The sequence below is a fragment of the Mycobacterium sp. genome (assembly GCF_025965855.1).
Taxonomy (GTDB): Bacteria; Actinomycetota; Actinomycetes; order Mycobacteriales; family Mycobacteriaceae; genus Mycobacterium.
On the sequence record NZ_JAOPWB010000238.1, the window covers coordinates 1 to 25,534 of the forward strand.

Consider the following 25,534-nt stretch of genomic DNA (forward strand, 5'->3'; position numbering starts at 1 on the left):
AGGATGTCGCCGATCCAGCCGACCACCATCTCCGCGGGGTTTTCCGGCATGTCGACATGGTCATGGCCCAGTGCGTAATTCGCGGCCGCGATGCCTGCGCGACGGCCGAACACATTGATGTCCAGCAGTGAGTTGGTGCCCAGCCGGTTGGCGCCGTGCACCGACACACAGGCGCATTCGCCCGCGGCGTACAGGCCCGCCACGACGTTGGTGTTGTCGCGCAACACCTGGCCGTGCACGGTGGTCGGGATGCCACCCATGACGTAGTGGCACGTCGGATAGACGGGAACCAGTTCCTTGACCGGGTCGACGCCGAGATAGGTCCTGGCGAACTCGGTGATGTCGGGGAGCTTGGCTTCGAGCACGTCGGCGCCCAGATGGCGGACGTCGATGTAGACGTAGTCCTTGTGCGGCCCCGCGCCGCGGCCCTCCAGTACTTCTCGCACCATCGAACGGGCCACGATGTCGCGGGGCGCCAGGTCGACGATGGTCGGCGCGTAACGCTCCATGAAGCGTTCGCCCTCTCCGTTGAGCAGTCGCCCGCCCTCGCCGCGCACCGCCTCGGATATCAGAATGCCGAGACCAGCCAGACCCGTCGGATGGAACTGGTGAAACTCCATGTCCTCCAAGGGAAGTCCCTTGCGGAAGACGATGCCCAAGCCGTCGCCGGTCAGGGTGTGCGCGTTGGACGTCGTCTTGTACATCCGCCCAGAGCCGCCGGTGGCGAACACGATCGCCTTGGCCGCGAACACGTGGATGTCGCCGGTCGCCAGTTCGTAGGCGATGACACCGGTCGCCACCTGGCCGCCGGGAGTGTCGCTCAGCGCGATGTCGAGCGCATAGAACTCGTTGAAGAACTCGACATCGTGCTTGACGCAGTTCTGGTACAGCGTCTGCAGGATCATGTGACCCGGGCGGTCCGCGGCGTAGCAGGCCCGGCGCACCGGCGCCTTGCCGTGGTCGCGGGTGTGCCCGCCGAACCGGCGCTGGTCGATGCGGCCTTCCGGGGTGCGGTTGAACGGCATCCCCATCTTCTCGAGGTCGAGCACCGCGTCGATGGCTTCCTTGCACATGATCTCGACGGCGTCCTGGTCCGCGAGATAGTCGCCGCCCTTGACGGTGTCGAACGTGTGCCATTCCCAGTTGTCGTCTTCGACGTTGGCCAGCGCCGCGCACATCCCGCCCTGGGCGGCGCCGGTGTGGCTGCGGGTGGGGTAGAGCTTGGTCAGCACAGCGGTCCGGACCCGCGGCCCGGCCTCGACGGCGGCGCGCATACCGGCACCGCCCGCGCCGACGATCACCACGTCGTATCGGTGTTGGGAGATCACCGGTCGCCTTTCACGAGATGTTCGGGTCGAATGTCACCAGCACGTACGTGCCCAGCACCAACGTGAACCCGACCGACAACAGCAGGAGGCTGTTGAGCCAGAACCGGGTGGAGTTCTTGCGGCTGTAGTCGTCGATGATGGTGCGCAGCCCGTTGCCGCCGTGCAGCTCCGCCAGCCACAACAGCGCCATGTCCCACATTTGCCAAAACGGCGAATGCCAGCGCTGCGCCACGTAGTTGAAGTCGATGCGGTAAACGCCGTTGTCCCACATCAGCATGATGAACAGGTGCCCGATCACCAGGAACGCCAGCGCGATACCGGAGAACCGCATGAACAGCCACGCGAACTTCTCGAAGTTGGGTATGCCGGCGCGCCGCCGCGGGGAGCGCGGATTGTCCAGGCTGGCGGGGCGGTCGTAGAAGCGCTGCTTGACCGGAGCTATCTCGCCCCGGCCGAGCTGCAGGTCGGGGCTGCTCATCGGAAGTGCTCCAGCATGTGGATGCCGATCACCACGCCGGCCGGAACCATCAGCAGCAAGAAGACGATGCCGACGATCCAGAACATCAGCCGCTGATACCGGGGGCCCTGCGACCAGAAGTCGATCAGGATGACCCGGATCCCGTTCAGCCCGTGAAACAGCACCGCGGCGACCAGGCCGTATTCCATCAGGCCGACGATCGGGGTCTTGTAGTCGCCGACGACCGCGTTGTAGGTCTGCGGGCTGACGCGCAGCATCGCGGCGTCCAGGATGTGGACGAACAGGAAGAAGAAGATCGTCGCGCCGCTGATGCGGTGCAACACCCACGCCCACATGCCGGGATCGCCCCGATAGAGGGTCCGGGGTGGTCGCCGCTTACGCGCGGTGACAGTGCTCACCTACTCCTCACCGCCTTCACGAACAGTCAGCCGGGCAGTCCAGCCTAACCCGGCCAGGTGGCGGGTTGCGCCGAACGGCCGCCAAAGCGATGTGTCGTGTCAGAGTTAGGTGGGACGACGCAAGCTGTCTCGAATCGATCCAACGGTGAGCGGGGTTAGATATGCCTGATGTCGACTGGAATGCGCTGCGCGACAAGGCGATCCATGCGGCGGCGGCGGCCTACGCGCCCTACTCGCGGTTCGGTGTGGGCGCGGCCGCGTTGGTCGACGACGGCCGGGTGCTCACCGGTTGCAATGTGGAGAACATCTCATATGGCCTTGGTCTCTGCGCCGAGTGTGGTGTGGTGTCCGCCCTACATTCCACCGGTGGGGGCCGGCTGGTCGCGCTGGCGTGCGTGGACGCCCGGGGATCGACCCTGATGCCGTGCGGGCGGTGCCGTCAGGTGCTCCTGGAGCACGGCGGCCCCGAGCTGCTGGTCGACCACCCGGCCGGGCCCCGCCGCCTCGGCGAGTTGCTGCCCGACGCCTTCACCGCCGACCTGCCGCGGGAACGGCCTTGACCGACATCGCATTCGACGCGCCCACGGTGATCCGGACCAAGCGCGACGGCGGGCGGCTGTCCGACGCCGCCATCGACTGGGTCGTCGGCGCGTACACCGACGGCCGGGTCGCCGACGAGCAGATGTCGGCGCTGCTGATGGCGATCGTGTGGCGCGGCATGGACCGCGGCGAGATCGCCCGGTGGACGGCGGCGATGCTGGCGTCCGGCGAACGGCTGGACTTCCGCGACCTGGGCGTGCCGACCGTGGACAAGCACTCCACCGGCGGCGTCGGGGACAAGATCACCCTGCCGTTGGTGCCCGTCGTCGCCGCCTGCGGCGCGGCCGTGCCCCAGGCGGCGGGCCGCGGGCTCGGGCATACCGGTGGCACCCTGGACAAGCTGGAATCCATTGCGGGGTTCACCGCCCAGCTGTCCAGCCGGCGGGTGCGCGATCAGCTGCGTGACGTCGGCGCCGCCATCTTCGCCGCCGGCGAGCTGGCCCCGGCCGACGCCAAGCTGTACGCGCTGCGCGACGTCACCGCCACCGTCGAGTCGCTGCCGCTGATCGCCAGCTCGGTGATGAGCAAGAAGCTGGCCGAGGGGGCGGGCGCGCTGGTGCTCGACGTGAAGGTCGGTTCCGGCGCGCTGATGCCCTCGGAGGCGCAGAGCCGCGAGCTGGCGCACACCATGGTCCGGCTGGGCGCGGCGCACGGCGTGCCCACCCGCGCGCTCCTGACGGACATGAATCGGCCGCTGGGCGCGACCGTCGGCAACGCGCTCGAGGTCGCCGAGGCGCTGGAGGTGCTGGCCGGCGGCGGGCCCCCCGACGTGGTGGAGCTGACGTTGCGGCTGGCCGCCGAGATGCTCGACCTCGCCGGCATCGGCGACCGCGATCCCGCCCGGAGCCTGCGCGACGGCACCGCGATGGACCGGTTTCGCCGGCTCATCGCGGCCCAGGGCGGCGACTTGTCGGTCCCGTTGCCAATCGGATCGTGTTCCGAGACCGTGACCGCGCCCCGGGGCGGCACAATGGGCGATATCGACGCGATGGCAGTAGGGCTGGCAAGTTGGCGGCTCGGCGCGGGCAGGCCCCGTCCGGGCCACCCGGTGCAGTTGGGAGCGGGAATCAGGATCCACCGCCGCCCGCGGGAGCCCGTCGCGGCCGGGGAACCGCTGTTCACCCTCTACACCGACACCCCCGAATGCTTCGACGCCGCGCTGGCCGAGCTGGCCGGCGGCTGGAGCGTCGACGACATACCCCCCGTTTCCAGGCCGCTGATCGTCGATCGGATCGCCACGTGATGGACCTGAACCAGATCAGGAAAGCTCCCAAGGCCCTGCTGCACGATCACCTCGACGGCGGGCTGCGGCCCTCGACCGTGATCGACATCGCCGGCCAGACCGGCTACGACGGGCTGCCCGCCACCGGCGTCGACGAGCTGGCGAAGTGGTTTCGCACCCGGTCGCACAGCGGCTCACTGGAGCGTTACCTGGAACCGTTCTCGCACACCGTGGCGGTGATGCAGACGCCCGACGCCCTGTACCGCGTCGCCTACGAGTGCGTGGAGGACCTGGCCGACGATTCCGTGGTCTACGCCGAGGTGCGCTTCGCCCCCGAACTGCACATCGACCGCGGGCTGGCCTTCGACGAGATCGTCGATGCCGTGCTGGAGGGTTTCGCCGCCGGCGAGAAGGCCTGCGCCTCCGCGGGCCACCCCATCAAGGTGAGGCTGCTGGTCACCGCGATGCGCCACGCCGCGGTATCCCGCGAGATCGCCGAGCTGGCAATCCGGTTCCGGGACAAGGGAGTGGTCGGGTTCGACATCGCCGGCGCCGAGGCCGGCAACCCGCCGACGCGCCACCTGGACGCCTTCGAGTACATGCGCGACCACAACGCGCGCTTCACGATTCACGCGGGTGAGGCGTTCGGGCTGCCGTCCATCCACGAGGCGATCGCGTTCTGCGGCGCCGACCGGCTCGGCCACGGGGTGCGCATCGCCGACGACATCGAGGTCCTCGAGGGTGGCGGCGTCCGGCTGGGCCAGCAGGCATCGATCCTGCGGGACAAGCGAATTCCGCTGGAGCTGTGCCCCAGCTCGAACGTGCAGACCGGCGCGGTGAAAAGCATCGCCGAGCACCCGTTCGACCTGCTGGCCCGCGCCCGGTTCCGGGTGACCGTCAACACCGACAACCGGCTGATGAGCGACACCACGATGAGCCTCGAAATGTCCCGACTGGTCGAGGCTTTCGGCTACGGGTGGAGTGACCTCGAGCGGTTCACCATCAACGCGATGAAGTCGGCTTTCATCCCGTTCGACGAGCGGCTGGAGATCATCGACGAGGTGATCAAGCCGCGGTACGCCGTGTTGATCGGCTAGCGACGAGCTATCGGGGCAGCCTGGTGCCGGTGCGGCGACCCGTCACGCCTTCGTAGATCGCGATGAGGATGACGGCGGCGCCCACTCCGATGAAGAACGGAATCCAGGCGACCCCACCGTTGGCGTTGTGGTAGCCGAACTGGCCGGCCACCGCCGAGCCGATCAAGCCACCGACGGCGCCGAGGAGGACCGTCATGATCATGCCGATGCTTTGCTTGCCCGGCAGGACCAGACGTGCCACCACACCGATGATGGCGCCCACGATGATCGCCAGGATGATTGATCCGATCATTTACAGCTCCTGTTGTCTCTACGGCGCCCCGGGCGGGCACCGTCTTGGATTGCGGGTTCCCCGAATCACCCGGCTTGTAACGGCACGGGCTCGGCACCACCTCGATCTCATTGGACACCCCTTATGGCTCAGGGGATCTGGGTTAGGTCGAGACTCCCCGTGTCAGGAACAACTCCCGCCGGTCGATGGTCGGTGCTGACCGCTGACCGCATCTGCAGAGGCATTTAAAGTTCGAGCGACAACGGATCGAAGGCGATGCCAATGGCGCGCACGGTGCTGGCCAGGTGGGTCTGCACGGCCCGGACCGCCCGTGGCAGATCGCCGTCGCGCAGCGCCTCGGCGATACCGCGGTGCTCGTCCATGATTGTCGTCATCCGATTCGGATCGCCAAGCGCCGATTCGCCGATCATCCGCATCTGGCGGTCCCGCAGTGACGAGTAGAAACCGGACAAGATGGCGTTGCCGGACTCTTCCAGGGTGACGGTGTGAAAGGCGCGGTCGGCGTCCAGGAATTGCCGCCATTCGTTGGCCGCGGCGGCATCGCGTTGCCGCCTCAACTCACCCGACAGCCGCTCGTACACCGCGGCCCAGGCGGCGGGGCCGCGCCCCACCACCTTGGTCGTCGCGAACTGTTCCATAATCAGCCGGGCCTCGATGACGGCGCGGGCCTCGTCGGGCGATACCGGGACGACCAGGGCGCCGCGCTGAGGATACAACCGCAGCAGCCCTTCGGCCTCCAGCCGTAAAAACGCCTCGCGCACCGGGGTCCGCGACATCCCCAGCGCGGTGGCGACGTCACCCTCGCTGATCAGCTCTCCACCGGGAAACTGGCCGGTCAGGACCTGCGCCTTGACGTAATCCAACGCGCGGTCCTTGGCGGTGCCCGACCGCGGGTTCGTCGTCCTACCAGCCACCACAACTTCCTTGCAGCTAAGTCGTATCTCAGATGCGTCCCTGACCGTACACCAAAACGAAGGCCGATCCGCCCGCTTGACTACTGAGATACAAGATAGATATCTTAGAGATGCAAGACGTACCTAAGTTAGGATATTCGCCATGTCCACCCTGGAAACAAACCAGTCAGTGGTCCCCAACCTGGACCCGACGGTTCCAGCGCCGATGACCAATGTCGCCGAATACGGCTTCGAGGGCAGGTTCGAAGCCTGGGCCGATGACGCCTGCTATTTCGAGTACTCGAAGGCCGCCAATCCGATCGGTTCGGGACACGCGCCGCAGGTTCCGATCACCCGGTTCGATCCCGAGATCTACGTCGATCAGCCCACCGGCGTGTTTCCGCTGGACTTGTCCGAGGAGCTGGGCATCGAGACCGGTGCGGCCACAAGTCCAGCGCTGCTGGCCAACTTCATCCGCATCCGCATCGGTGAGCAGATCGACGCCAGCCCGAATGCCACGTCGCAGCTGTATTACATCCTCTATGGGCGCGGCTTCGCGGCTATCAACGGCCGCCTGGTCATGTGGGAAAAGGGCGACTTTTTGACGCTGCCCGCCGGTACGCATTCGGTCTTCTACGCCGACGCCGAGGCGGCCATGTATTGGGTGCACGACGAGCCGCTGCTGCGCTACCTGGGTGCGGATGCGACCCAGCCGCGCTTCCGCGCGACCAAGTTCTGCCGCGCCGACGCGGTGGCCAAGCTGGAGGAAATCGCCGCTCGCCCCGGGGCCAACGAAAGGAGCCGGCTCAGCGTGCTGCTGGCCAATGCCGACCAAGAGCAGACGCTGACCATTACCCACGTGCTGTGGGCCATGTTCGGCGTGCTGCCTCCCCATCAGCAGCAGCGCCCGCACCGGCACCAGTCGGTTGCGCTGGATCTGATCCTCGATGCGCCACCCAGCGGCTGCTACACCCTGCTGGGCACCCGCCTGGATGAGCGTGGCGACATCATCGAGCCGGTTCGGGTCGATTGGCAGGCCGGTGGCGCCTTCACCACCCCGCCCGGCCTGTGGCACGCCCACTACAACGAGACCGACGAGCCCGCCCACCTGATTCCGATCCAGGACGCCGGGCTGCAGACCCACCTGCGCAGCCTCGACATCAAGTTCACGCAGCGCCGGGATCTGGTCGCCGGCTGACGGCGACGGCCATGCAGCGTCGACCTTTGACGAATAGTGTGGCTGGATATGAAGCTGCCGCTGCTGGGTCCCGTGTCGCTCACGGGCTTCCAGAACGCCTGGTTCTTCTTGTTCCTGCTGATCGTGCTGCTGGTGATCGGGATCTACGTCGCGGTGCAGTTCGCCCGCCGCCGCCGGGTGCTGCGATTCGCCAACATGGAGGTGCTGGAGCGCGTCGCGCCGCTGCGCTCCGGCCGGTGGCGCCACGTGCCGACGATCCTGCTTGCCGCGTCATTGGTGCTGCTGACCACCGCCATGGCGGGGCCGACGTCGGACATCCGGATTCCGCTCAACCGCGCGGTCGTGATGCTGGTCATCGATGTCTCGGAATCCATGGCGTCCGCCGATGTCCCTCCCAGCCGGCTGGCCGCCGCGCAGGAGGCCGGCAAGAAATTCGCCGACGAGCTGACGCCGGCCATCAACCTCGGCCTGGTCGAATTCGCGGCTAACGCCTCGCTGTTGGTCTCCCCGACGACGAACCGCGCCGCGGTGAAAGCGGCGATCGACGGGCTCAAGCCGGCGCCGAAAACCGCGACGGGGGAGGGCATTTTCACCGCGCTGCAGGCGATCGCCACGGTCGGCTCGGTGATGGGCGGCGGCGAGGGGCCGCCACCCGCGCGGATCGTGCTGGAATCCGACGGCGCCGAAAACGTGCCGCTGGACCCCAACGCCCCGCAGGGCGCGTTCACCGCCGCGCGGGCCGCCAAGGCCGAGGAGGTGCAGATCTCGACGATCTCCTTCGGCACGCCCTACGGCACCGTCGAGTACCAGGGCGCCACCATCCCGGTCCCCGTCGACGACCAGACGCTGCAGGAGATCACCAAGATCACCGACGGCCAGGCGTTCCACGCCGACAGCCTGGAATCGCTCGAGGGCGTCTATTCGACGCTGCAGCGCCAGATCGGCTACGAGACGGTCAAGGGCGAGGCCAGCCTCGCCTGGATGCTGCTCGGGGCGGTGCTGCTGGCCGGCGCCGTCCTGGCCGGTGAGTTCCTGAACCGCCGGCTGCCCGCCTGAGCGATCAGGTCGGCAGGCGCCGGTTGATCAGCAGGGCCAGCGCCGTCGCGATCAGCGCGACGACCACGCCCAGGCGCAGCCAGCCGGCGCTGCCGGGACCGGGCACCGTGCGAAACCCGATGTCGTTCTCGATGGCGTTGTAGCTCTTGTTCAGATCGGCGATGTTGGTGGCGGTATAGGACTGCCCGCCGGACAGCTGGGCGATCTTGCGCATCTGGTCCGTCGACACGGGAACGGCGACCCGCTGCCCGTCCATCTCGATCTCACCGCCCTGCGTGCCGAACGAGATCGTCGAGATGGGCACGCCCTCATCCTTGGCCAGCCGCGCCGCGGTGAAGGCGCCGTCGTGCGGGTCGTTGGGATCGGTCGGCTTGTTCTCGCCGCCGTCGGACAGGAGCACGATGCGCGCCGGCGGCGGGGTGTCCCCACCCGCTACGGCGGCGGCCCCGACCGCGTGCAGCGCGGTGAATATCGCCTCACCGGTAGCCGTCCCGTCGGCGAACTCGAGCTTCTTCAGCGCATCGAGGGTCGCCTGGTGTTGCGGGGTCGGGGGCACCAGCAGATAGGGCGTCCCGGCGAATCCGACGAGTCCGAGGTTGATGCCCGGCGTCAGCTGGCTGGCGAACTGGCTGGCCGCCTGCTCGGCCGCTTTGAGCCGGTTGGGCGCGACATCGGTCGCGCGCATGGAGTTCGACATGTCGATCATCAGCACGACGCAGGCGCGGTTGCGCGGTATGCGCATGTCGTGCGTGGGGGTGGCCAGCGCGACGGTCAACAGGAACAGGGACAGCAGCGAAACCGCGATCGGAACGTGTCGCCACAACGACTGGGGCACGTCCGCCTCGGTGAACCGGCGCAGGCGGTGCCGGCGTCGGGTCTGCACCACGACGTAGACGGCGAGCAGCGCCAGCGGGATCAAACCGAACAGCAGCATGCCCGGACGCTGGAAGCCGTACAGGGGGAGCGGGCCGATGCCGGGAAGCGACACCTGCGCCAGTAAAGAGCAGTCCGGGTGGCCCGTCAAACGCGGCGCTTTTCGCGCCCCATTCTCGGCCTATTCTCGGCGAAGCCGCCCCTCGACGAATTGCTCCAACTTCTCCCACTCGCGCACGGCCGCGGCGTACGGGGGTGCGGGCTTGCCGACCGAGTCCGGCTCCAGCACGTGGCCCACCAGCTTGCCGAGCGGCCGGCCGGTGTCCAGCGCCTTGTCTACCGTGCTCTCCTCGGAGTAGTCGCCGATGTCGCGGAGCAGCTCGACGGCCAGGTCGAGCTGGTCGCGGTCCACGGCGTCGGGCCCGTCGGCGAAGTCGTCGGCCAGCCCGCTCAGCACGTAGATGTTGTCGTCGATGACGTCGACCGCCAGCGAGCCGTCCGTCGCGGCGGTGCGGATGTCGTCGTAAGTGCTCAGATCGGCCAGGTCGTGGTCGTGCTCGTCGGCGAGGTAGCGAGCCAGCGCCCGCTCGGAGGTGAACACGCTGATCCGGCCGTTGCGGCCCAGGAAGATCGGGCGATCGTCCAGGTAGCAGCGAAGGGTGTAGAACGTGCCGGAGCTGGTGATGATCCGGATCGGGTCGATGCCGACCTGAACCCAGAAGTTCTCGTCGCCGCCCAGCACGGCGGTGTCGCCGGCCGCGCGACTCACCTCCTCGACTTCGGCGTCTTCGGAATCTTCGTCGTCGTCCTCGTCCTCGGATTCGTCCTCGGATTCGTCGGTCTCTTCGCCCGCTTCGGCTTCGTCCTGCGCCTCTTCCTCGGGCTGTTCGCGCTCCTCGGCCAGTTCATCGGCGGCCTTGGCTGACGCGTCCTCGTCGACCTCGGGAGTGCTGATGATCTTCTCGATCGAGCTGAGCACGTCGTCCCAGCTCCGGCCGATGACCTCGGCGATCGCGTTCCAGCGCTTCTGACCCGCTTTCCCGGCGAAGGTGTCGATCCCGCCGGCCACCGTGCCCAGGTTGGGGTTGCCGTTGAAGAACTTCGACACCGCCGCCAGCTCGCACACCGATCCGATGGACGACACGATCGCCAGTGCCCCGGCCAGCGTGTTCACCGACTCCTCGGTCGGCTTCTCCGACACCAGCTCCTCGACCACGACCAGATCGAACTGCCGGTCGTCGTCGGGTTCGAATTGGTGCGCGTGCGCCGAGGTCAGGTCCTGCCAGCCCGGGTGGTCCGACAGATCGTTGTCGGTGTCGGACCGCACGAATGCGACCAGGTCGGCAACGGACTCGAACGCGTAGAGGTCCTCGTCCTTGCCCAGGAACGCCTCCCACTCGTCGCCGGCGTCGCGCCAGCGGGGTGCCCACACGGTGTAGTGGTCACCGATGGACAGACTCAGGCGGATGGGCACGAGGTCAGCAGCCATGCGGCACAGAATAGCGACGGGCGTCGGGGGCGCCCGGCCCGGTAGCGGCTAGCCCGGCGACGGCGAGCGCCGGAACGGCGCGTGCGGGGAGTCAGGCAATCGATTCAGCCGGCCCAGATGGTTGCGATCGGCGCGGCGCCGGCCGCGTAACCGGTTTTGGGCAGCCCGTACATCTGCTCGAGCGTGGAAAGCACGTTGTAGTGGCTGATCTGCTCGTTGTAGGTGCCGGGCTGCACGTGCCCGCCGTAGATCAGCGTTGGGATCTGGTTGCGGGTGCCGCCGTCGTCCTCGTCCCACGTCACGATGAGCAGGCTGTTGTTGGCCACCGCCCAGTTGGCGTAACCCGACAGCTCGCGGCTCAGCCAGGCATCGCCCTGGGCTATCGAGCCGTCGTGCATGTTGTCGTCGTTGTTGGGAATGACGAACGACACGGTCGGCAGGCTGGCGTAGTTGCCCATCGGGAAGGCCGTGAAGGGCAGCGAGTTGGCGGGCGGCACATTGCTGAAGTTGGCCCAGGGCACGTGCTTGCGCGCGTACTTTCCGGCGCTGCACACGGTAGAACCCGCCGCGGGCAGGCTTTCGGCGTAACCGACGAACGTATAACCGGCGGCCAGCAATTCGGAAGCCAGGTTGGGGGTGGCGCCGCCGTCAACCGGACACGAGTCCTTGGTCACCCCGAGGGTGCTGCCGGCGAACAGCGCCAGATAGTTGGGCTCGCTGGGATGCGTCTCGGCGAACGACTGCACCATGTTTGCGCCGCCCGAGGCCAGCGCGTTGATGAAGGGCGCCGACTTGTTGCCGATGATGTTGGTCGCGGAGCGGTTCTCTTCCACCACGACTAACACGTGCGAGGGCTGCGGCATCGCGGCCGCCGCGAAGCCCACCCGGGGGGGCGACGGGATGACCACCAGCCCCGCCAGCGCCGCCGCGACGACCAGGCTTCTGATTGCGCTCAGCACGCGGGGAGTATATGGGCGGATTCGCCCACCCGAGGGCGGCGACGCGAGCGTGTCGACAGGACCTTAACCAAACGAAGCCCGATTGTTATATAGGGTCAAATCCCGTGGACGTGCGCGTCGTTGATCATCCGCTGGCGGTGGCCCGGCTAACGACATTGCGCGACGAAAGCACCGGCAACGCCGGCTTCCGGTCGGGATTGCGCGACCTGACCGTGATGCTTGTCTATGAGGCCACGCGGGACGCAGCACGGGAGACCTTCTCGATCCGCACGCCGCTGGCCGAGACGCTCGGGGTGCGACTGGCCAACCCGCCCCTGCTGGTGCCTGTGCTGCGCGCGGGCCTGGGCATGCTCGAGCGGGCCCTCGAGCTGCTACCGGAGGCCCTGGTGGGCTTCGTCGGCGTGGCCCGCGACGAGGAAACCGCCCGGGCGAGCGGGTATCTCGAGTCGCTGCCCGACGACCTGACCGGCGTGCCGGTGATCGTCCTCGATCCCATGCTGGCCACCGGCGGGTCGATGGCCCACGCGATCGGCCTGCTGCACCGGCGCGGCGCGTCGGACATCACCGTGTTGTGTGCGGTTGCCGTGCCGGAAGGCATTGCGGCACTTGAGAAAGCGGCGCCGGACGCGCGGCTTTTCACGGTGGCCGTCGACGACGGCCTCAACGAGCTGGCCTACATCGTGCCCGGTCTCGGCGATGCGGGCGACCGCCAATTCGGGCCGCGCTAGCGACGATGCGCGCCGCGTAGCGGCTGGCTGTGGTTGTCCCCCCGGCCGCGTAGCGGCGAGGGGGAGAGGCGGGCCATCGGACTCAGTCACCAGGCCTGCACCGCGGTAACCAGTTCGTCGCGCAGCGCCCTGGCCCGCTCCCGGGCGGAGCGCAGGTCGTCGGTTGGCGCGCAGCGAATCTCCAAGTAGCACTTCAACTTCGGCTCGGTTCCCGACGGCCGCACCACCACTCGAGCCGAGGTATCGGCGTCGCCGCCGGTGCAGATCAGCGCGTCGGCGATATCGGTGATGGTCGCCGCGAAGCCGGCCACCCGGGTCGGCGGGGCCGCCCGCAGCCGCCGCATCAGTTCCGCGGCCTCGTCGGTGTCGGTGACGCGCCGCGACACCGCGGCGACGTCGTGCACGCCATGGCGCCGGGCGAGGTCGTCAAGCGCGTCGTCCACACAACGACCCTGCCCCCGCAGCGCGGCCACCAGGTCGCACACCAGCACCGCGGCGGTGATGCCGTCCTTGTCGCGCACGGCATCCGGGTCGACGCAGTGGCCGATGGCTTCCTCGTAGGCGTACACCAGCGTGCCGCCCGGCACGTCGGAATCGGCGCGCGCCAGCCATTTGAAGCCGGTGAGGGTCTCGACGTGGGTCGCGCCGTAGCGCGCGGCGATCGCCGCCAGCATCCGCGACGACACCACGGTGCTGGCCACCACCGCCATGCCCGATTGATCGTGAGAGAGGATGTAATCGCCTAGCAGCCAACCCGTTTCGTCGCCGGACAGCATCCGCCAGCCCGATGTGGTGGGTACGCCGACCGCGCATCGGTCGGCGTCGGGATCCAGCGCGATCGCGACGTCGGCGCGGGTGTCGGCGGCCAGTGCCAGCAGCGCGTCGGTGGCCCCGGGTTCCTCGGGGTTGGGGAAGGCGACGGTGGGGAAGTCGGGGTCCGGCGCGAACTGGGCCCCGACGGTGTGCAGCTGGTCGAATCCCGCACGGCGCAGGGTCTCCACGGCCACCGCGCCGCCCACGCCGTGCAGCGGCGTCAGGGCCACCCGCGCGGAACCGGTGCCGCGGCGCACCGCGGCCGCGCGTTCGATGTACCGCTCGAGGAGGTCGGTGGCGCTGTTTCCCTTGGGTGAGACCGGTTTCCTGGCGATCTGGTCGGCCGGGGGAGCCGCGGCCATCGCGGTTTCGATCCGGCGGTCGGTGGGGGAGACGATCTGGATGCCGCCCTCGAAGTACACCTTGTAGCCGTTGTCGGCCGGCGGGTTGTGCGACGCCGTGATCTGCACCCCGGCGCCGGCGCCCGTGTGTCGCACCGCGAACGCGACCACCGGCGTGGGCACCGGGCCCGGCAGGAGCAGCACGGAAAAGCCTTCGGCGGCAAGCACTTCGGCCGTCACGGTGGCGAACACCGCCGAGCCGTGCCGAGCGTCGCGGCCGACGATCACCGGACCCCGTTCGGCAAGCACCCGGGCCACCGCCCACGTCGCGCGCGACACCACCGCGACGTTCATCGCGTCGGGTCCGCCGCGCACCGGCCCGCGCAATCCCGCGGTGCCGAACGTGAGTGGGTGGGCGAACCGCGCGGCGAGCTCGTCGGGATCACAGGCGGCGAGCTCGGCGGCCGTCCTGGGGTCGGGATCGTGCGCGATCCACTCCTCCGGAGTCACAGCCGCGCTAGATTCGCTCGATGACGTGGGCCAGCAGCGCGCCCATCCGGCTGGCCGACGCGGTCCCGGCGGCCAGCACCTCGGCGTGGCTCAACGGTTGTCCCGAGATCCCCGCGGCCGCGTTGGTCACCAGCGACACCCCCAGCACCTCGGCGCCGGCCGCCCGGGCCGCGATGGTCTCGTGCACCGTCGACATGCCGACCAGGTCGGCGCCCAGCCCCCGCAGCATCCGGACCTCCGCGGGCGTTTCGTAGTTCGGTCCGGGCAGGCCGGCGTAGACGCCTTCGGTCAGCTGCGGGTCGGACTGGCGGGCCAGCTCGCGCAGCCGCGGCGCGTAGGCGTCGGTCAGGTCCACGAACTGCGGGCCGACCAGCGGTGATCGCGCCGTGAGGTTCAGGTGGTCGCTGATCAGCACCGGCTGGCCGATCGCCATGTCGGGGCGCAGCGCGCCGGCCGCGTTGGTGAGCACGACGGTGCGCACGCCCGCCGCGCAGGCCGCGCGTACCGCGTGCACGACGTGGCACAGGTCGTGCCCCTCGTAGGCATGCACGCGACCGACCAGCACCAGCACCCGATGTGCGCCGACGCGCACCGACAACAGCTCGCCGGTATGCCCGACGGCGGTCGGCGGCACGAACCCGGGTAGTTCGGCCTGGGGCAGCGCGGCGGTCGGTGGGCCGAGGGCCGCCACCGCCGGCCGCCATCCCGAGCCGAGGACGATGGCGACGTCGTGCTCGGCGATCCCGGTGCGCTCGCCGATGGCCCGTGCCGCCAGCCGCGCGAGCTCGTCGGGATCGGGCGCGCGCTCGCTCACACTGGGGGAGCCTAGCGATTACTGGCCGAAGAGACCCGCCAGGACGTTCCGCAGGTTGTTTATGCCCGAGGTGAAGCCGGTCGGCGCCGTGTTCATGACGCCGCTGATCCCGGTGATGCCCGAGTTGAACAAGCCCGAGACGAAGTCGCCGGTGTTTCCTATCCCGGAGGCGCTGTCGCCGGCGTTGTCGAACCCGGAGCTCCCGACGCCCAGGTTGCCGAGACCCGAACTGACGCCGGACCCGGTGAACAGGTTGCCCACGCCGGTGTTCAGGTCGCCGGAGTTGAAGAGACCCGTGTTGATGCTCCCCGAGTTGAATAGACCGGTGTTGAAGTTGCCCGCGTTGAAGCCGCCGGTGTTGTAGTCGCCCGAGTTGAAGAATCCCGAGTCGGCCGATCCCGAGTTGAACAGCCCCGTGGTCAAGGTTCCCGAGTTGGCGACGCGCCAGTTGAACTGACCCGAGTTGCCGAAGCCGATGTTGCCGTTGCCCGAGTTGAAGAAGCCGATGTTGTTGGTCCCCGAGTTGCCGAACCCGATGTTGCCGGTGCCGGAATTCAGGCCGCCGATGCCGATTTGGTGGTTGCCGGTGAGCCCGATGCCGATGTTTCCGGTGCCCGTGTTCCCGAAGCCGAAATTCGAGGAGCCGAGGTTGCCGAAGCCGAAGTTGTTGCTGCCGTTGTTGCCCAAGCCCAGGTTGTAGCTGCCGTTGTTGCCGCCGCCCAGGTTGAGGTGGCCGATGTTGCCGCTGCCCAGGTTGAGGTTGCCGATGTTGCCGCGGCGGCGTTGAGCAGACGTCATATAGATAGCAGAATTACATACTTTAAGTCCAGTTAAACGCGCAAACACTAGCTAAACGGTTTGGTGCCGCGGTGCGGACTTCGGCGGTGAGATACTGCGAGAGTGCACAGCACCCTGTTAGACAGCGTCGAGGATGTCGTGCGGCGACGCGGTGCCGACCTCGTCGAGTTGTCCCACGCCATTCACGCCGAACCCGAGCTCGCGTTCGCCGAGCATCGCAGCTGCGCCAAGGCGCAGGCGCTGGTCGCTGAGCGCGGTTTCGAGATCACCGCGCGCGCGGGCGGTTTGGACACCGCTTTCCGCGCCGACTTCGGCAGCGGACCGCTGGTCGTCGGGGTGTGCGCCGAGTACGACGCGCTGCCCGAGATCGGGCATGCCTGCGGCCACAACATCATCGCCGCGTCGGCGGTGGGCACCGCGCTGGCGCTGGCCGAGGTGGCCGACGACCTGGGCCTGACGGTGGCGCTGCTGGGCACCCCGGCCGAGGAGGCCGGCGGCGGGAAAGCGCTGCTGCTGCAGGCCGGAACGTTCGACGACGTCGCCGTCGCGGTGATGGTGCATCCCGGCCCGACCGACATCGCCGCGGCGCGCTCCCTGGCGTTGTCCGAGGTGATCGTGGACTACCGTGGCAAGGAATCGCATGCCGCCGTCGCGCCGTTCCTGGGGGTCAACGCGGCCGACGCCGTGACCGTCGCGCAGGTGGCGATTGGGCTGCTGCGCCAGCAATTGGCGCCGGGCCAACTGGTGCACGGGATCGTCACCAACGGTGGGCAGGCCGTCAACGTCATCCCCGGGCGCGCGACGTTGCAGTATGCGATGCGGGCGGTCGAGTCGGATTCGCTCCGAGAGCTGGAGGGCAGGATGTTCGCGTGCTTTGCCGCAGGCGCACTGGCCGCTGGCTGCGAATACGAAATCGATAGCCCGGCACCGCCGTACGCGGAGCTCAAACCCGACCCGTGGCTGGCCGGTGTCTGCCGGCAAGAGATGCGCCGACTCGGGCGCGAGCCGGTGGCGCCCGACGTCGAAGCGGGGCTTCCCATGGGCAGCACCGACATGGGCAACGTGACGCAGGTGCTGCCGGGGATCCATCCGGTGATCGGGGTCGACGCCGGCGGCGCCACCGTGCACCAGCGCGCCTTCGCGGCCGCCGCCGCCGGTCCCAGCGCCGACCGCGCGGTCGTCGACGGCGCGATCATGTTGGCGCGCACGGTCGTTCACCTCGCGCAGACCCCCGAGGAACGCGACCGGGTGCTGGCCGCGCAGGAGCTCAGACGCAGCGGGGCGCCGGCATGAGCCTTGTCGACACCGCCGAATCGTGGTTGGCCGCGCACCATGAGGACCTGGTCGAGTGGCGCCGCCACATCCACCGCTACCCGGAGTTGGGCCGGCAGGAGTACGCCACCACCCAGTTCGTCGCCGAGCGGCTGGCCGACGCGGGGCTGAACCCGAAGGTACTGCCCGGCGGGACCGGGCTGATCTGCGATATGGGTCCCGAGCACGAGCCGCGGATCGCGCTGCGGGCCGACATGGACGCGCTGCCGATGGCCGAGCGGACCGGCGCGCCTTATGCCTCGACGATGCCCAACGTCGCGCACGCCTGCGGGCACGACGCGCACACCGCGATCCTGCTGGGTACGGCGCTGGCGCTGGGGGCCGTGCCGGAGCTGCCCGTCGGGGTGCGGTTGATCTTTCAGGCCGCCGAGGAGTTGATGCCCGGCGGGGCGATCGACGCCATCGCCGCCGGGGCGCTGGCCGGGGTCTCGCGGATCTTCGCCCTGCACTGCGATCCCCGGCTCGAGGTCGGCAAGATCGCGGTCCGGCAGGGCCCCATCACCTCGGCCGCCGACCAACTGGAGATCACGCTGTATTCGCCGGGCGGGCACACGTCGCGCCCGCACCTGACCGCCGACCTGGTCTACGGCCTGGGCACGCTGATCACCGGGCTGCCGGGGGTGCTGTCGCGCCGCATCGACCCGCGCAACGGCACGGTGTTGGTGTGGGGCGCGGTCAATGCCGGCGTGGCCCCCAACGCGATTCCGCAAACCGGCGTGCTGGCCGGCACCGTGCGCACCGCGAGCCGCCACACGTGGATCGCGCTCGAGGAGGTCATCCGGGACACCGTGTCCGCGCTGCTGTCCCCGCTGGCGATCGAGCACACGCTGCAATACCGGCGCGGCGTGCCGCCGGTGGTCAACGAGGACGTCTCGACGCGCATCCTCACCCACGCGATCGAAGCCGTCGGCCCCGACGCGCTGGCCGACACCCGGCAGTCCGGCGGCGGCGAGGATTTCTCGTGGTATCTCGAGGAGATTCCCGGCGCGATGGCGCGACTGGGCGTGTGGTCGGGTGAGGGACCGCAGTTGGACCTGCACCAGCCGACGTTCGATCTCGACGAGCGGGCCCTGGCGATCGGGCTGCGCGCGATGGTCAACATCGTGGAGCAGGCGGCCCTCTTCTAGCTATTTGTGCCGCGAGCGTGCGTGTCTGTACACCGACACGCCGCGCAACGCGGCATTCTGCGCACGCTCGTCATGGTGAATTGCCGTCAATTCGGCGTGCCCCGACGATACCCGGCATGAACGCGGAGCTTGGCCGGCTGCTCGATGTCCAAGGCGGTGTCGTCACGTCTGCTCAGGCGCTGACATTCCTGACTCGTCGCGGGCTGGAGGCACGGCTGAATAGTGGTGAGCTGCAGCGAGTTTGGTATGGCGTTTACGGTCGCGGCGACATCGGCCGCAGATTGCAGTTGCGGGGCCTGGATTTGATTACCGGGACGACGGTTGCCGCGTGTCTGGGCACGGCCGCCGACATGTACGGGTTCGACACCGAACGAACGAAGGATCTGCACGTGCTCAATCCGCCCGGCCGCCAGCTGCGATCTGCGGACGGCCTTGTCGTGCACCGCCGGCAAGGGGCGCCGTTGACCGTGGTGAGGGGACGGCCGACGACGGAACCCGCGTGGACGGCGATAGAGGTGGCGCGGAGCCTGCCCAGGCCGCGGGCACTGGCGACGCTGGACGCCGCGCTGCGCAGCGGCACGTGTGGCCACCAAGACCTGGAGAAGGGGGTCAAGCAGCAGTCTGGAAGGCGTGGGATCGTGACCGTGCGCGAGCTGCTTGCTCTGGCCTGCCCGAAGGCGGAGTCGCCGATGGAGAGCGAAGCCCGCCTGGTCATGGTCGACGGTGGCTTGCCGCAGCCGGTCCTGCAGTACGAGGTCCTGGACCTGCAGGGGTGCGTTTGGCGGCTCGACTTCGCCTGGCCCGAACTCCGGGTCGCTGCCGAGTACGACGGCGTCGATTGGCACAGCGGACCCGACGCATTTCTGCGGGACCGCCGACGCGGTGCCGCACTGCAGGACCTGGGCTGGGTGGTCGTGCCCATCGTGGCGGCGGATGTCAGGTATCGGCCCGCCGAACTCGTCCGGCGGCTGGAGGCGCGATTGCAGCGCGCCAGGGCCGCGTGAAGGTGCGCAGAATGCCGGCTACGACGGCGTGTCGGCGTGCAGACGCGCACGCTCGCCGATTGGTTTCAGGCGCTGGTTCCCGGCCCGATGTTGTGAGCCGGGCGGGTGCGCAGGTCGTGCACGTAATCCTCTGGCGCACCGGCGATTTCGGCGGCGTCGGCCATCACGCCGAGGTAGCGCGCCGACGGCAGGCCGCCCTCCCAGGCGTCCAGCACGTACAGCCACGCCAGCGCGGGGTCGGTGGTGGTGTCCGACGAGATGCGCTCCACCCGACATCGGATCTTCTTGTGGACACCGAACTCGGAGCCCTCCCACCGGTCGAGGTTCGTCTCGTCCGCCGGCGTCATGTCGTAAAGCACGACGAACACCTTCGAATCGGGGTCCTCGACGATCGTCGCGAGCGCCCCTTCCCAGCCGATGTCCTCGCCGCCGAACGTCAACCGCCACCCGTGCAGCCAGCCAGTTCCGGCCATCGGCGAGTGCGGTGCGCGCTTGAGCATCTGCTCGGGATCCATGTTCGACCCGTACGCGGCGTAGAGCGGCACGGGGAAAGCTTAAACGTCGCACGCTCGCGCGGTATTCACCCGAGCGTTTAGCGGGCTCCCCGCCGCCCGGATAGGTTAGGCGTGTGGTGACCCGCATCGTGATCCTCGGTGGAGGGCCGGCCGGTTACGAAGCCGCGCTTGTCGCCGCCACGTTACGTCCAGAACACCCCGACGCCGTCCATGTGACCCTGATCGACTCCGAGGGCGTCGGCGGGGCGGCCGTGCTGGACGACTGCGTGCCGTCCAAGACGTTCATCGCCTCCACCGGGCTGCGCACCGAACTGCGCCGGGCGCCCCGGCTGGGTTTCGACATCGACTTCGAGGACGCCAAGATCTCGTTGCCGAAGATCCATGCCCGGGTCAGGACGCTGGCCGCCGAGCAGTCCGCCGACATCACCGCCGAGCTGCTCAGCGTGGGCGTCCACGTGGTCGCGGGCCGCGGCGAGCTCGTCGACTCCGCGCTCGGCCTGGCCCGGCACTGCGTCATGGCCACCGCCGCCGACGGCACCACCAGCCAGCACGAAGCCGACGTCGTGCTGATCGCCACCGGCGCCAGCCCGCGGATCCTGCCGACGGCCCAGCCCGACGGCGAGCGGATCCTGACCTGGCGGCAGCTCTACGACCTGGAAGCGCTGCCCGAGCACCTGATCGTGGTGGGCTCCGGGGTGACCGGCGCCGAATTCGTGCATGCCTACACCGAGTTGGGCGTGCGCGTGTCGGTGGCGGCCAGCCGGGACCGGGTGCTGCCGTATGAGGACGCCGATGCCGCGTTGGTGCTGGAGGCGTCGTTCGCCGAACGCGGGGTGCAACTGTTCAAGAACGCGCGCGCCGAGTCGGTGACCCGCACCGACGCCGGGGTGCTGGTCACCATGACGGATGGCCGCACCGTCGAGGGCAGCCACGCCCTGATGACCATCGGATCGGTTCCCAACACCAGCGGCCTGGGCCTGGAAAGGGTCGGCATCGAGCTGGGGCGCGGCAATTACCTGACCGTGGACCGGGTTTCGCGCACCTCGGTGCCCGGGGTCTACGCCGCCGGCGACTGCACCGGGTTGCTGCTGTTGGCGTCGGTCGCCGCCATGCAGGGCCGGATCGCGATGTATCACGCGCTGGGGGAGGGCGTCAGCCCGATCCGGTTGCGCACGGTCGCCGCGACGGTGTTCACCAGGCCCGAGATCGCCGCCGTCGGGGTGCCGCAATCGATGATCGACGACGGTTCGGTGTCCGCGCGGACCATCATGCTGCCGCTGCGGACCAACGCGCGGGCCAAGATGTCGGGCCTGCGGCAGGGGTTCGTCAAGGTCTTCTGCCGCCGATCCACCGGCGTGGTGATCGGCGGCGTGGTGGTGGCGCCGATCGCCTCCGAGCTGATCCTGCCGATCGCCGTGGCCGTGCAAAACCGCATCACCGTCAACGAGTTGGCGCAGACGCTGGCCGTTTACCCGTCGCTGTCCGGCTCGATCACCGAGGCCGCGCGCCGGCTGATGGCCCACGACGATCTGGACTGACGATCTGGACTAAGCCGACTCTCGGGGGCCCGACGAACTAGCCTGGGTACGGCTACCGACGAGTAACCGGACAGGAGTCCCTGCAGTGAGCGACCCGATCCACGCATCCAGCGAGCCCGGCTCGCCGGCTTCCGTGCTAGGACCGCAGCAACGCAAGGCGGCCTGGGAGCGCCTCGGTGCCGAGCAATTCGACGTGGTGGTCATCGGCGGCGGCGTGGTCGGCTCCGGGTGTGCGCTCGACGCCGCCACGCGCGGGCTCAAGGTGGCGCTGGTCGAGGCGCGCGATTTCGCCTCGGGCACGTCGAGCCGGTCGTCGAAGATGTTCCACGGCGGGCTGCGTTACCTCGAGCAGCTCGAGTTCGGTCTGGTCCGCGAGGCGCTGTACGAGCGTGAGCTGTCGCTGACCAAGCTGGCGCCCCATCTGGTCAAGCCGATGCCCTTTCTGTTTCCGCTGACCAAGCGCGGTTGGGAGCGCCCCTACGTGGCCGCGGGGATCTTCCTCTACGACCGCCTGGGAGGCGCGAAATCCGTTCCGGCGCAAAAGCATTTGACCCGGGCCGGCGCATTGCGGCTGAGCCCGGGCCTCAAGCGCACCTCGTTGATCGGCGGGATTCGCTACTACGACACGATCGTCGACGACGCCCGCCACACCATGACGGTCGCGCGCACCGCCGCGCACTACGGCGCGGTGGTGCGGTCCTCCACCCAGGTGGTCGCGTTGCTGCGCGAGGGCGATCGGGTGACCGGCGTGCGGGTTCGCGACTCCGAGGACGGCGCGATCACCGAGGTCCGCGGCCACGTCGTGGTCAACGCGACCGGCGTTTGGACCGACGAGATTCAGGCATTATCCAAGCAGCGTGGGCGGTTTCAGGTGCGCGCGTCCAAGGGCGTGCACGTCGTGGTGCCGCGAGACCGGATCGTCAGCGACGTCGCGATCATCCTGCGCACCGAGAACTCGGTGATGTTCGTCATCCCGTGGGGCGCCCACTGGATCATCGGAACCACCGATACCGACTGGGACCTCGACCTGGCCCATCCCGCGGCCACCAAGGCCGACATCGACTACATCCTGGGGACGGTCAACACCGTGCTGGCCACGCCGCTGACGCACGCCGACATCGACGGCGTGTACGCAGGGCTGCGCCCGCTGCTCGCCGGGGAGAGCGAGGAAACCTCCAAGCTGTCGCGCGAGCACGCGGTGGCGGTGCCCGCGCCCGGCCTGGTCGCGATCGCGGGCGGGAAGTACACCACCTACCGAGTCATGGCCGCCGACGCGATCGACGCTGCGGCCCAATTCGTCCCGGCCCGGGTGGCGCCGTCGATCACCGAGAAGGTGAGCCTGCTGGGCGCCGACGGGTACTTCGCGCTGGTCAATCAGGTCGAACACGTCGCCACCCTGCGGGGCCTGCACCCGTACCGCGTGCGTAACCTGCTGGACCGCTACGGTTCGGCGATCGGCGACGTGCTGGACTTGGGCGCCGAAACCCCCGGGCTGCTCAGCCCGATCAAGGAGGCGCCGGGCTACCTGAGGGTCGAAGCCCGCTACGCCGCCGCCGCCGAGGGTGCCCTGCACCTCGAGGACGTCCTGGCCCGTCGGACGCGCATCTCGATTGAGTATCCGCACCGCGGCGTCGACTGCGCCCGGGAGGTGGCCGACGTGATCGCGCCCGTGCTCGGGTGGACGGCCGACGATATCGAGCGTGAGGTCGCCAACTACACCGCGCGGGTCGAGGCCGAGGTACTGTCGCAGGCCCAGCCCGACGACGTGTCGGCGGACGAGTTGCGGGCCAGCGCGCCCGAGGCGCGCGCCGAACTCCTCGAGCCGGTACCGCTCAGTTGAGGCCCGCGCCGCTTCCCGTGCGCGACGGGCTCGGCCCGGCACGGGTGCGGCTGCGCGGCGGTCCGGTGCTGGCCGAGCTGACCGACCGGTTTGGTCTGGCGGCTCGCGCCAAGGTCCTGGCCGGGGAGGTCGTCGACGCCGACGGCGCGGTGGTCGATGACGCCACCGAGCTGCCCGCCGGGTCGGCCGTCTACCTCTACCGCGAGCTGCCCGACGAGGTGCCGGTGCCCTTCGGGATCCCGGTGCTCCATCAGGACGCGGACATCGTGGTCGTCGACAAGCCGCACTTCCTGGCCACCATGCCGAGGGGGCGCCACGTCGCGCAGACCGCGCTGGTGCGGCTTCGCCGCGAGCTGGGATTGCCCGAGCTGAGCCCGGCGCATCGGCTCGACCGGCTCACGGCCGGGGTGCTGCTCTTCACGACACGGCGCGAGGTGCGCGGCGCCTACCAGACGCTGTTCGCCCGCGGCCTGGTCACCAAGACCTACCTGGCGCGGGCGGCCGCCGATCCCGCCCTGGTGCTGCCACGGGTGGTGCGCAGCCGCATCGTCAAGCGCCGGGGCCACCTGCAGGCGGTCTGCGAGCCCGGTGTCCCGAACGCGGAGACGTTGGTGGAGAGCATCTCCGACGGCGTGTACCGGCTCACGCCGCGCACCGGACGCACTCATCAGCTGCGGGTGCACATGGCCTCGCTCGGGCTGCCGATCGAGGGTGATCCCTTGTACCCCAATGTCATTGACGTGTCGCCCGATGACTTCAGCACGCCGCTGCGATTGCTGGCGCAGCGCATCGAGTTCGATGATCCGCTGTCGGGTGTGCGCCGCGAGTTCGTCAGCCGCCGGCCGGGCCCCTAGGCGCCGGGAGCTTTACCGCCGCGTTAGCAGGGCCCGGCGCCCGACATACGCGAGCAATTTGAAGTGTTATTTGCCGACCCCACCATTTGGTGACGACATTTTCGAACTGGATCGGTAGCCAACCAAACGTAAGGATCTCGCAAGCGGTCGGCAGTAATTACGATCCGACAACGGCGAGCGGAACCACCATGGACACACCCGAACCGTGAGACGGGTTATGTCACGACCCCGGGCAGCGCTGCTCTTTTTCCCACTTTGCGTCGCTAACCGGCGGGCTGCCCGCCCCGGAAGCCGACCCCCCCGCTGGATTACTGCGCCGAGCGCACCGCGATGATGCCCACACGCGGCCGCACCCAAGACGGCGTCGCGCGCATCGCCACCGAGAGACGCCAGAACCGGATGGCGCGCGACGCCCGCCGGAAGGATCGCGAACCCCGGCATCACGAGCCCGGAGGATGCAGTCGGCGACGGCGAGCGCCGCCCTTCTGCCGCGTCGACTGAGCATTAGCCAGCTTCCGCGATCGACGGTGTCGTCCCGGCGATCCCTGGCGATGCACCGTCGCGAGCCTCGGCGACCCTCCTGAACAGGAAAGGGGTCTGATGTTAACTCCAAGTGCTAGCGTCATTGGCAAAGGATCGGGGTCGCAGCTAAGGAGTCGAGGTGCAATGTTTCAGGGCTATTCGCGGTGCGGTCAACGCGAATTTGCTCGGCCTTTTTTAGGGGGATCATGGTGACAGGCGTGGACTTCATATCGCTGCCCCCCGAGATCACCTCGGCGCTCATCCACTCCGGACCCGGTGCGGAATCGCTGATCGAGGCGTCCGGTGCGTGGCAACAGCTGGGCGTCGGGCTAGAGGACACCGCTCCGATCTATGCCTCCGTCGTATCGTCACTGAGCCAGACCTGGCAGGGCCCCTCCTCGGCGGCGATGACCCAGGCCGTCGAGCCCTTCCTCACCTGGATCCGCACCACTGCGCAGCAGTGCCAACAGCTGGCCTCGTCGGCGCAGGCCGCGGCGGCGGCGTTCACCCAGGCCCAGTCGGCGGTGGTTGGCCCCGCCCAGGTCACCGCCAACAGGACGCGGCTGGCGCAGCTAATAGCGACCGACCGGCTCGGCAGCAACCTTGCGGCGATCGCCCAAACCGAAGAGCAGTACCAGACCATGTGGGCAAACAATTCCGCGGCGATGTACCGCTACCAGGCGGCCTCCGCCCAAGCCCTCGATCTGCCGCAGTTCTCGTCGCCGTCGGCGATTGCCAGTCCGACCGCGGCGGCCACCCAAGCCAGTGCCGTGCCCACTGCCGCGGCTAGCACGCCGGCGGCCTCGATATTGCAGAGCATCTTCGCCCCCAACACCAACGCGACGGGGACGGGGCTGGCCGGGCTGTTGAACCTGTTCTCGGGCAGCTCCCAATCATCGTTCGGGTCGTTGTTGA

At 68.9% G+C, this 25,534-nt stretch carries 23 protein-coding genes and 2 pseudogenes; 13 read left to right on the forward strand and 12 right to left on the reverse strand.

Annotation, left to right across the window (positions count from 1 at the left end; translation table 11 throughout):
• The 3 genes from sdhA to sdhC all read right to left on the reverse strand — a co-directional run.
• A partial coding sequence (gene sdhA / locus JWP83_RS20335) for a succinate dehydrogenase flavoprotein subunit (protein ID WP_297733770.1) occupies positions 1-1,328 on the reverse strand: 1,328 nt, incomplete at its 3' end.
• A gap of 10 nt (positions 1,329-1,338) precedes the next feature.
• Positions 1,339-1,806, reverse strand: a complete 468-nt coding sequence (locus JWP83_RS20340) for a succinate dehydrogenase hydrophobic membrane anchor subunit (RefSeq protein ID WP_297733773.1) — start codon at positions 1,804-1,806, stop codon at positions 1,339-1,341.
• Entirely contained in the window at positions 1,803-2,141 is a 339-nt protein-coding gene (gene sdhC / locus JWP83_RS20345; RefSeq protein WP_297733830.1) for a succinate dehydrogenase, cytochrome b556 subunit, read from the reverse strand. The genes JWP83_RS20340 and sdhC overlap by 4 nt, the downstream gene beginning before the upstream one ends.
• 224 nt (positions 2,142-2,365) lie before the next feature.
• On the opposite strand from sdhC, the gene JWP83_RS20350 reads away from it, so the two are divergent.
• Genes JWP83_RS20350 through JWP83_RS20360 form a run of 3 tightly spaced genes read left to right on the forward strand, consistent with a single transcriptional unit; the run spans position 2,366 to position 5,123 of the window.
• Positions 2,366-2,764, forward strand: coding sequence for a cytidine deaminase (locus JWP83_RS20350; protein ID WP_297733776.1), 399 nt, complete (start codon positions 2,366-2,368; stop codon positions 2,762-2,764).
• The gene (locus JWP83_RS20355) at positions 2,761-4,047 is read left to right on the forward strand and encodes a thymidine phosphorylase (RefSeq protein ID WP_297733779.1); all 1,287 of its coding nucleotides are present in this window, start codon (positions 2,761-2,763) and stop codon (positions 4,045-4,047) included. The genes JWP83_RS20350 and JWP83_RS20355 overlap by 4 nt, the downstream gene beginning before the upstream one ends.
• Positions 4,047-5,123: an adenosine deaminase gene (locus JWP83_RS20360; protein ID WP_297733833.1), complete on the forward strand. Its 1,077-nt coding sequence runs from the start codon at positions 4,047-4,049 to the stop codon at positions 5,121-5,123. The genes JWP83_RS20355 and JWP83_RS20360 overlap by 1 nt, the downstream gene beginning before the upstream one ends.
• Positions 5,124-5,130: 7 nt before the next feature.
• Here the strand turns inward: JWP83_RS20360 and JWP83_RS20365 are convergent, their stop codons facing one another.
• On the reverse strand, positions 5,131-5,415 hold the full coding sequence (locus tag JWP83_RS20365) for a GlsB/YeaQ/YmgE family stress response membrane protein (protein WP_297733782.1): 285 nt from the start codon (positions 5,413-5,415) through the stop codon (positions 5,131-5,133).
• Positions 5,416-5,639: 224 nt separating this feature from the next.
• Positions 5,640-6,329 carry a GntR family transcriptional regulator gene (locus tag JWP83_RS20370; RefSeq protein WP_297733785.1) on the reverse strand — a complete coding sequence of 230 codons (690 nt, stop codon included), beginning with the start codon at positions 6,327-6,329 and terminating at the stop codon, positions 5,640-5,642.
• Between the two features lie 142 nt (positions 6,330-6,471).
• Between JWP83_RS20370 and JWP83_RS20375 the strand changes: the two genes are divergently transcribed.
• Complete coding sequence (locus JWP83_RS20375; RefSeq protein ID WP_297733788.1) at positions 6,472-7,506, forward strand: cupin; 1,035 nt, start codon at positions 6,472-6,474, stop codon at positions 7,504-7,506.
• 48 nt (positions 7,507-7,554) lie between these two features.
• Positions 7,555-8,562 carry a VWA domain-containing protein gene (locus tag JWP83_RS20380; RefSeq protein WP_297733790.1) on the forward strand — a complete coding sequence of 336 codons (1,008 nt, stop codon included), beginning with the start codon at positions 7,555-7,557 and terminating at the stop codon, positions 8,560-8,562.
• A gap of 4 nt (positions 8,563-8,566) precedes the next feature.
• Here JWP83_RS20380 and JWP83_RS20385 read toward each other — a convergent pair whose 3' ends face one another.
• From JWP83_RS20385 to JWP83_RS20395, 3 genes are all read right to left on the reverse strand, one after another.
• Positions 8,567-9,550, reverse strand: a complete 984-nt coding sequence (locus tag JWP83_RS20385) for a VWA domain-containing protein (RefSeq protein WP_297733794.1) — start codon at positions 9,548-9,550, stop codon at positions 8,567-8,569.
• Between the two features lie 66 nt (positions 9,551-9,616).
• Positions 9,617-10,924 (reverse strand): primosomal protein, encoded by a 1,308-nt coding sequence (locus tag JWP83_RS20390; RefSeq protein WP_297733798.1) that lies wholly within the window; start codon positions 10,922-10,924, stop codon positions 9,617-9,619.
• A gap of 104 nt (positions 10,925-11,028) precedes the next feature.
• A complete protein-coding gene (locus JWP83_RS20395; RefSeq protein WP_297733835.1) occupies positions 11,029-11,844 on the reverse strand; it encodes an alkaline phosphatase family protein in 816 nt (271 codons plus the stop codon).
• A gap of 143 nt (positions 11,845-11,987) precedes the next feature.
• Between JWP83_RS20395 and upp the strand changes: the two genes are divergently transcribed.
• Positions 11,988-12,611, forward strand: a complete 624-nt coding sequence (gene upp / locus JWP83_RS20400; protein WP_297733801.1) for a uracil phosphoribosyltransferase — start codon at positions 11,988-11,990, stop codon at positions 12,609-12,611.
• 86 nt (positions 12,612-12,697) lie between these two features.
• Here the strand turns inward: upp and JWP83_RS20405 are convergent, their stop codons facing one another.
• The 3 genes and pseudogenes from JWP83_RS20405 to JWP83_RS20415 all read right to left on the reverse strand — a co-directional run.
• Positions 12,698-14,275, reverse strand: coding sequence for a phospho-sugar mutase (locus JWP83_RS20405; RefSeq protein WP_297733804.1), 1,578 nt, complete (start codon positions 14,273-14,275; stop codon positions 12,698-12,700).
• 7 nt (positions 14,276-14,282) lie between these two features.
• Entirely contained in the window at positions 14,283-15,089 is an 807-nt protein-coding gene (locus tag JWP83_RS20410) for a purine-nucleoside phosphorylase (protein WP_297733807.1), read from the reverse strand.
• Positions 15,090-15,107: 18 nt separating this feature from the next.
• Positions 15,108-15,863: pseudogene (locus tag JWP83_RS20415) on the reverse strand (hypothetical protein); the annotation flags it as partial.
• Positions 15,864-15,989: 126 nt separating this feature from the next.
• On the opposite strand from JWP83_RS20415, the gene JWP83_RS20420 reads away from it, so the two are divergent.
• The 3 genes from JWP83_RS20420 (at position 15,990) to JWP83_RS20430 (ending at position 19,350) form a co-directional block, all read left to right on the forward strand.
• The gene (locus tag JWP83_RS20420) at positions 15,990-17,180 is read left to right on the forward strand and encodes a M20 family metallopeptidase (RefSeq protein WP_297733810.1); all 1,191 of its coding nucleotides are present in this window, start codon (positions 15,990-15,992) and stop codon (positions 17,178-17,180) included.
• The gene (locus tag JWP83_RS20425) at positions 17,177-18,346 is read left to right on the forward strand and encodes a M20 family metallopeptidase (RefSeq protein WP_297733813.1); all 1,170 of its coding nucleotides are present in this window, start codon (positions 17,177-17,179) and stop codon (positions 18,344-18,346) included. The genes JWP83_RS20420 and JWP83_RS20425 overlap by 4 nt, the downstream gene beginning before the upstream one ends.
• A gap of 116 nt (positions 18,347-18,462) precedes the next feature.
• Positions 18,463-19,350, forward strand: coding sequence for a hypothetical protein (locus JWP83_RS20430; RefSeq protein WP_297733816.1), 888 nt, complete (start codon positions 18,463-18,465; stop codon positions 19,348-19,350).
• A gap of 65 nt (positions 19,351-19,415) precedes the next feature.
• Here the strand turns inward: JWP83_RS20430 and JWP83_RS20435 are convergent, their stop codons facing one another.
• Positions 19,416-19,895 (reverse strand): gamma-glutamylcyclotransferase, encoded by a 480-nt coding sequence (locus JWP83_RS20435; protein WP_297733819.1) that lies wholly within the window; start codon positions 19,893-19,895, stop codon positions 19,416-19,418.
• Positions 19,896-19,978: 83 nt separating this feature from the next.
• On the opposite strand from JWP83_RS20435, the pseudogene JWP83_RS20440 reads away from it, so the two are divergent.
• The 4 genes and pseudogenes from JWP83_RS20440 to JWP83_RS20455 form a co-directional block, all read left to right on the forward strand.
• Positions 19,979-21,470 (forward strand): annotated as a pseudogene (locus JWP83_RS20440) (NAD(P)H-quinone dehydrogenase); the annotation flags it as partial.
• Positions 21,471-21,488: 18 nt separating this feature from the next.
• Complete coding sequence (locus JWP83_RS20445) at positions 21,489-23,243, forward strand: glycerol-3-phosphate dehydrogenase/oxidase (protein WP_297733839.1); 1,755 nt, start codon at positions 21,489-21,491, stop codon at positions 23,241-23,243.
• Positions 23,240-24,097, forward strand: coding sequence for a pseudouridine synthase (locus JWP83_RS20450; protein WP_297733823.1), 858 nt, complete (start codon positions 23,240-23,242; stop codon positions 24,095-24,097). The genes JWP83_RS20445 and JWP83_RS20450 overlap by 4 nt, the downstream gene beginning before the upstream one ends.
• A 740-nt stretch (positions 24,098-24,837) precedes the next feature.
• Positions 24,838-25,534 (forward strand): PPE family protein (locus JWP83_RS20455; RefSeq protein WP_297733826.1); only part of this gene is annotated, 697 nt, incomplete at its 3' end.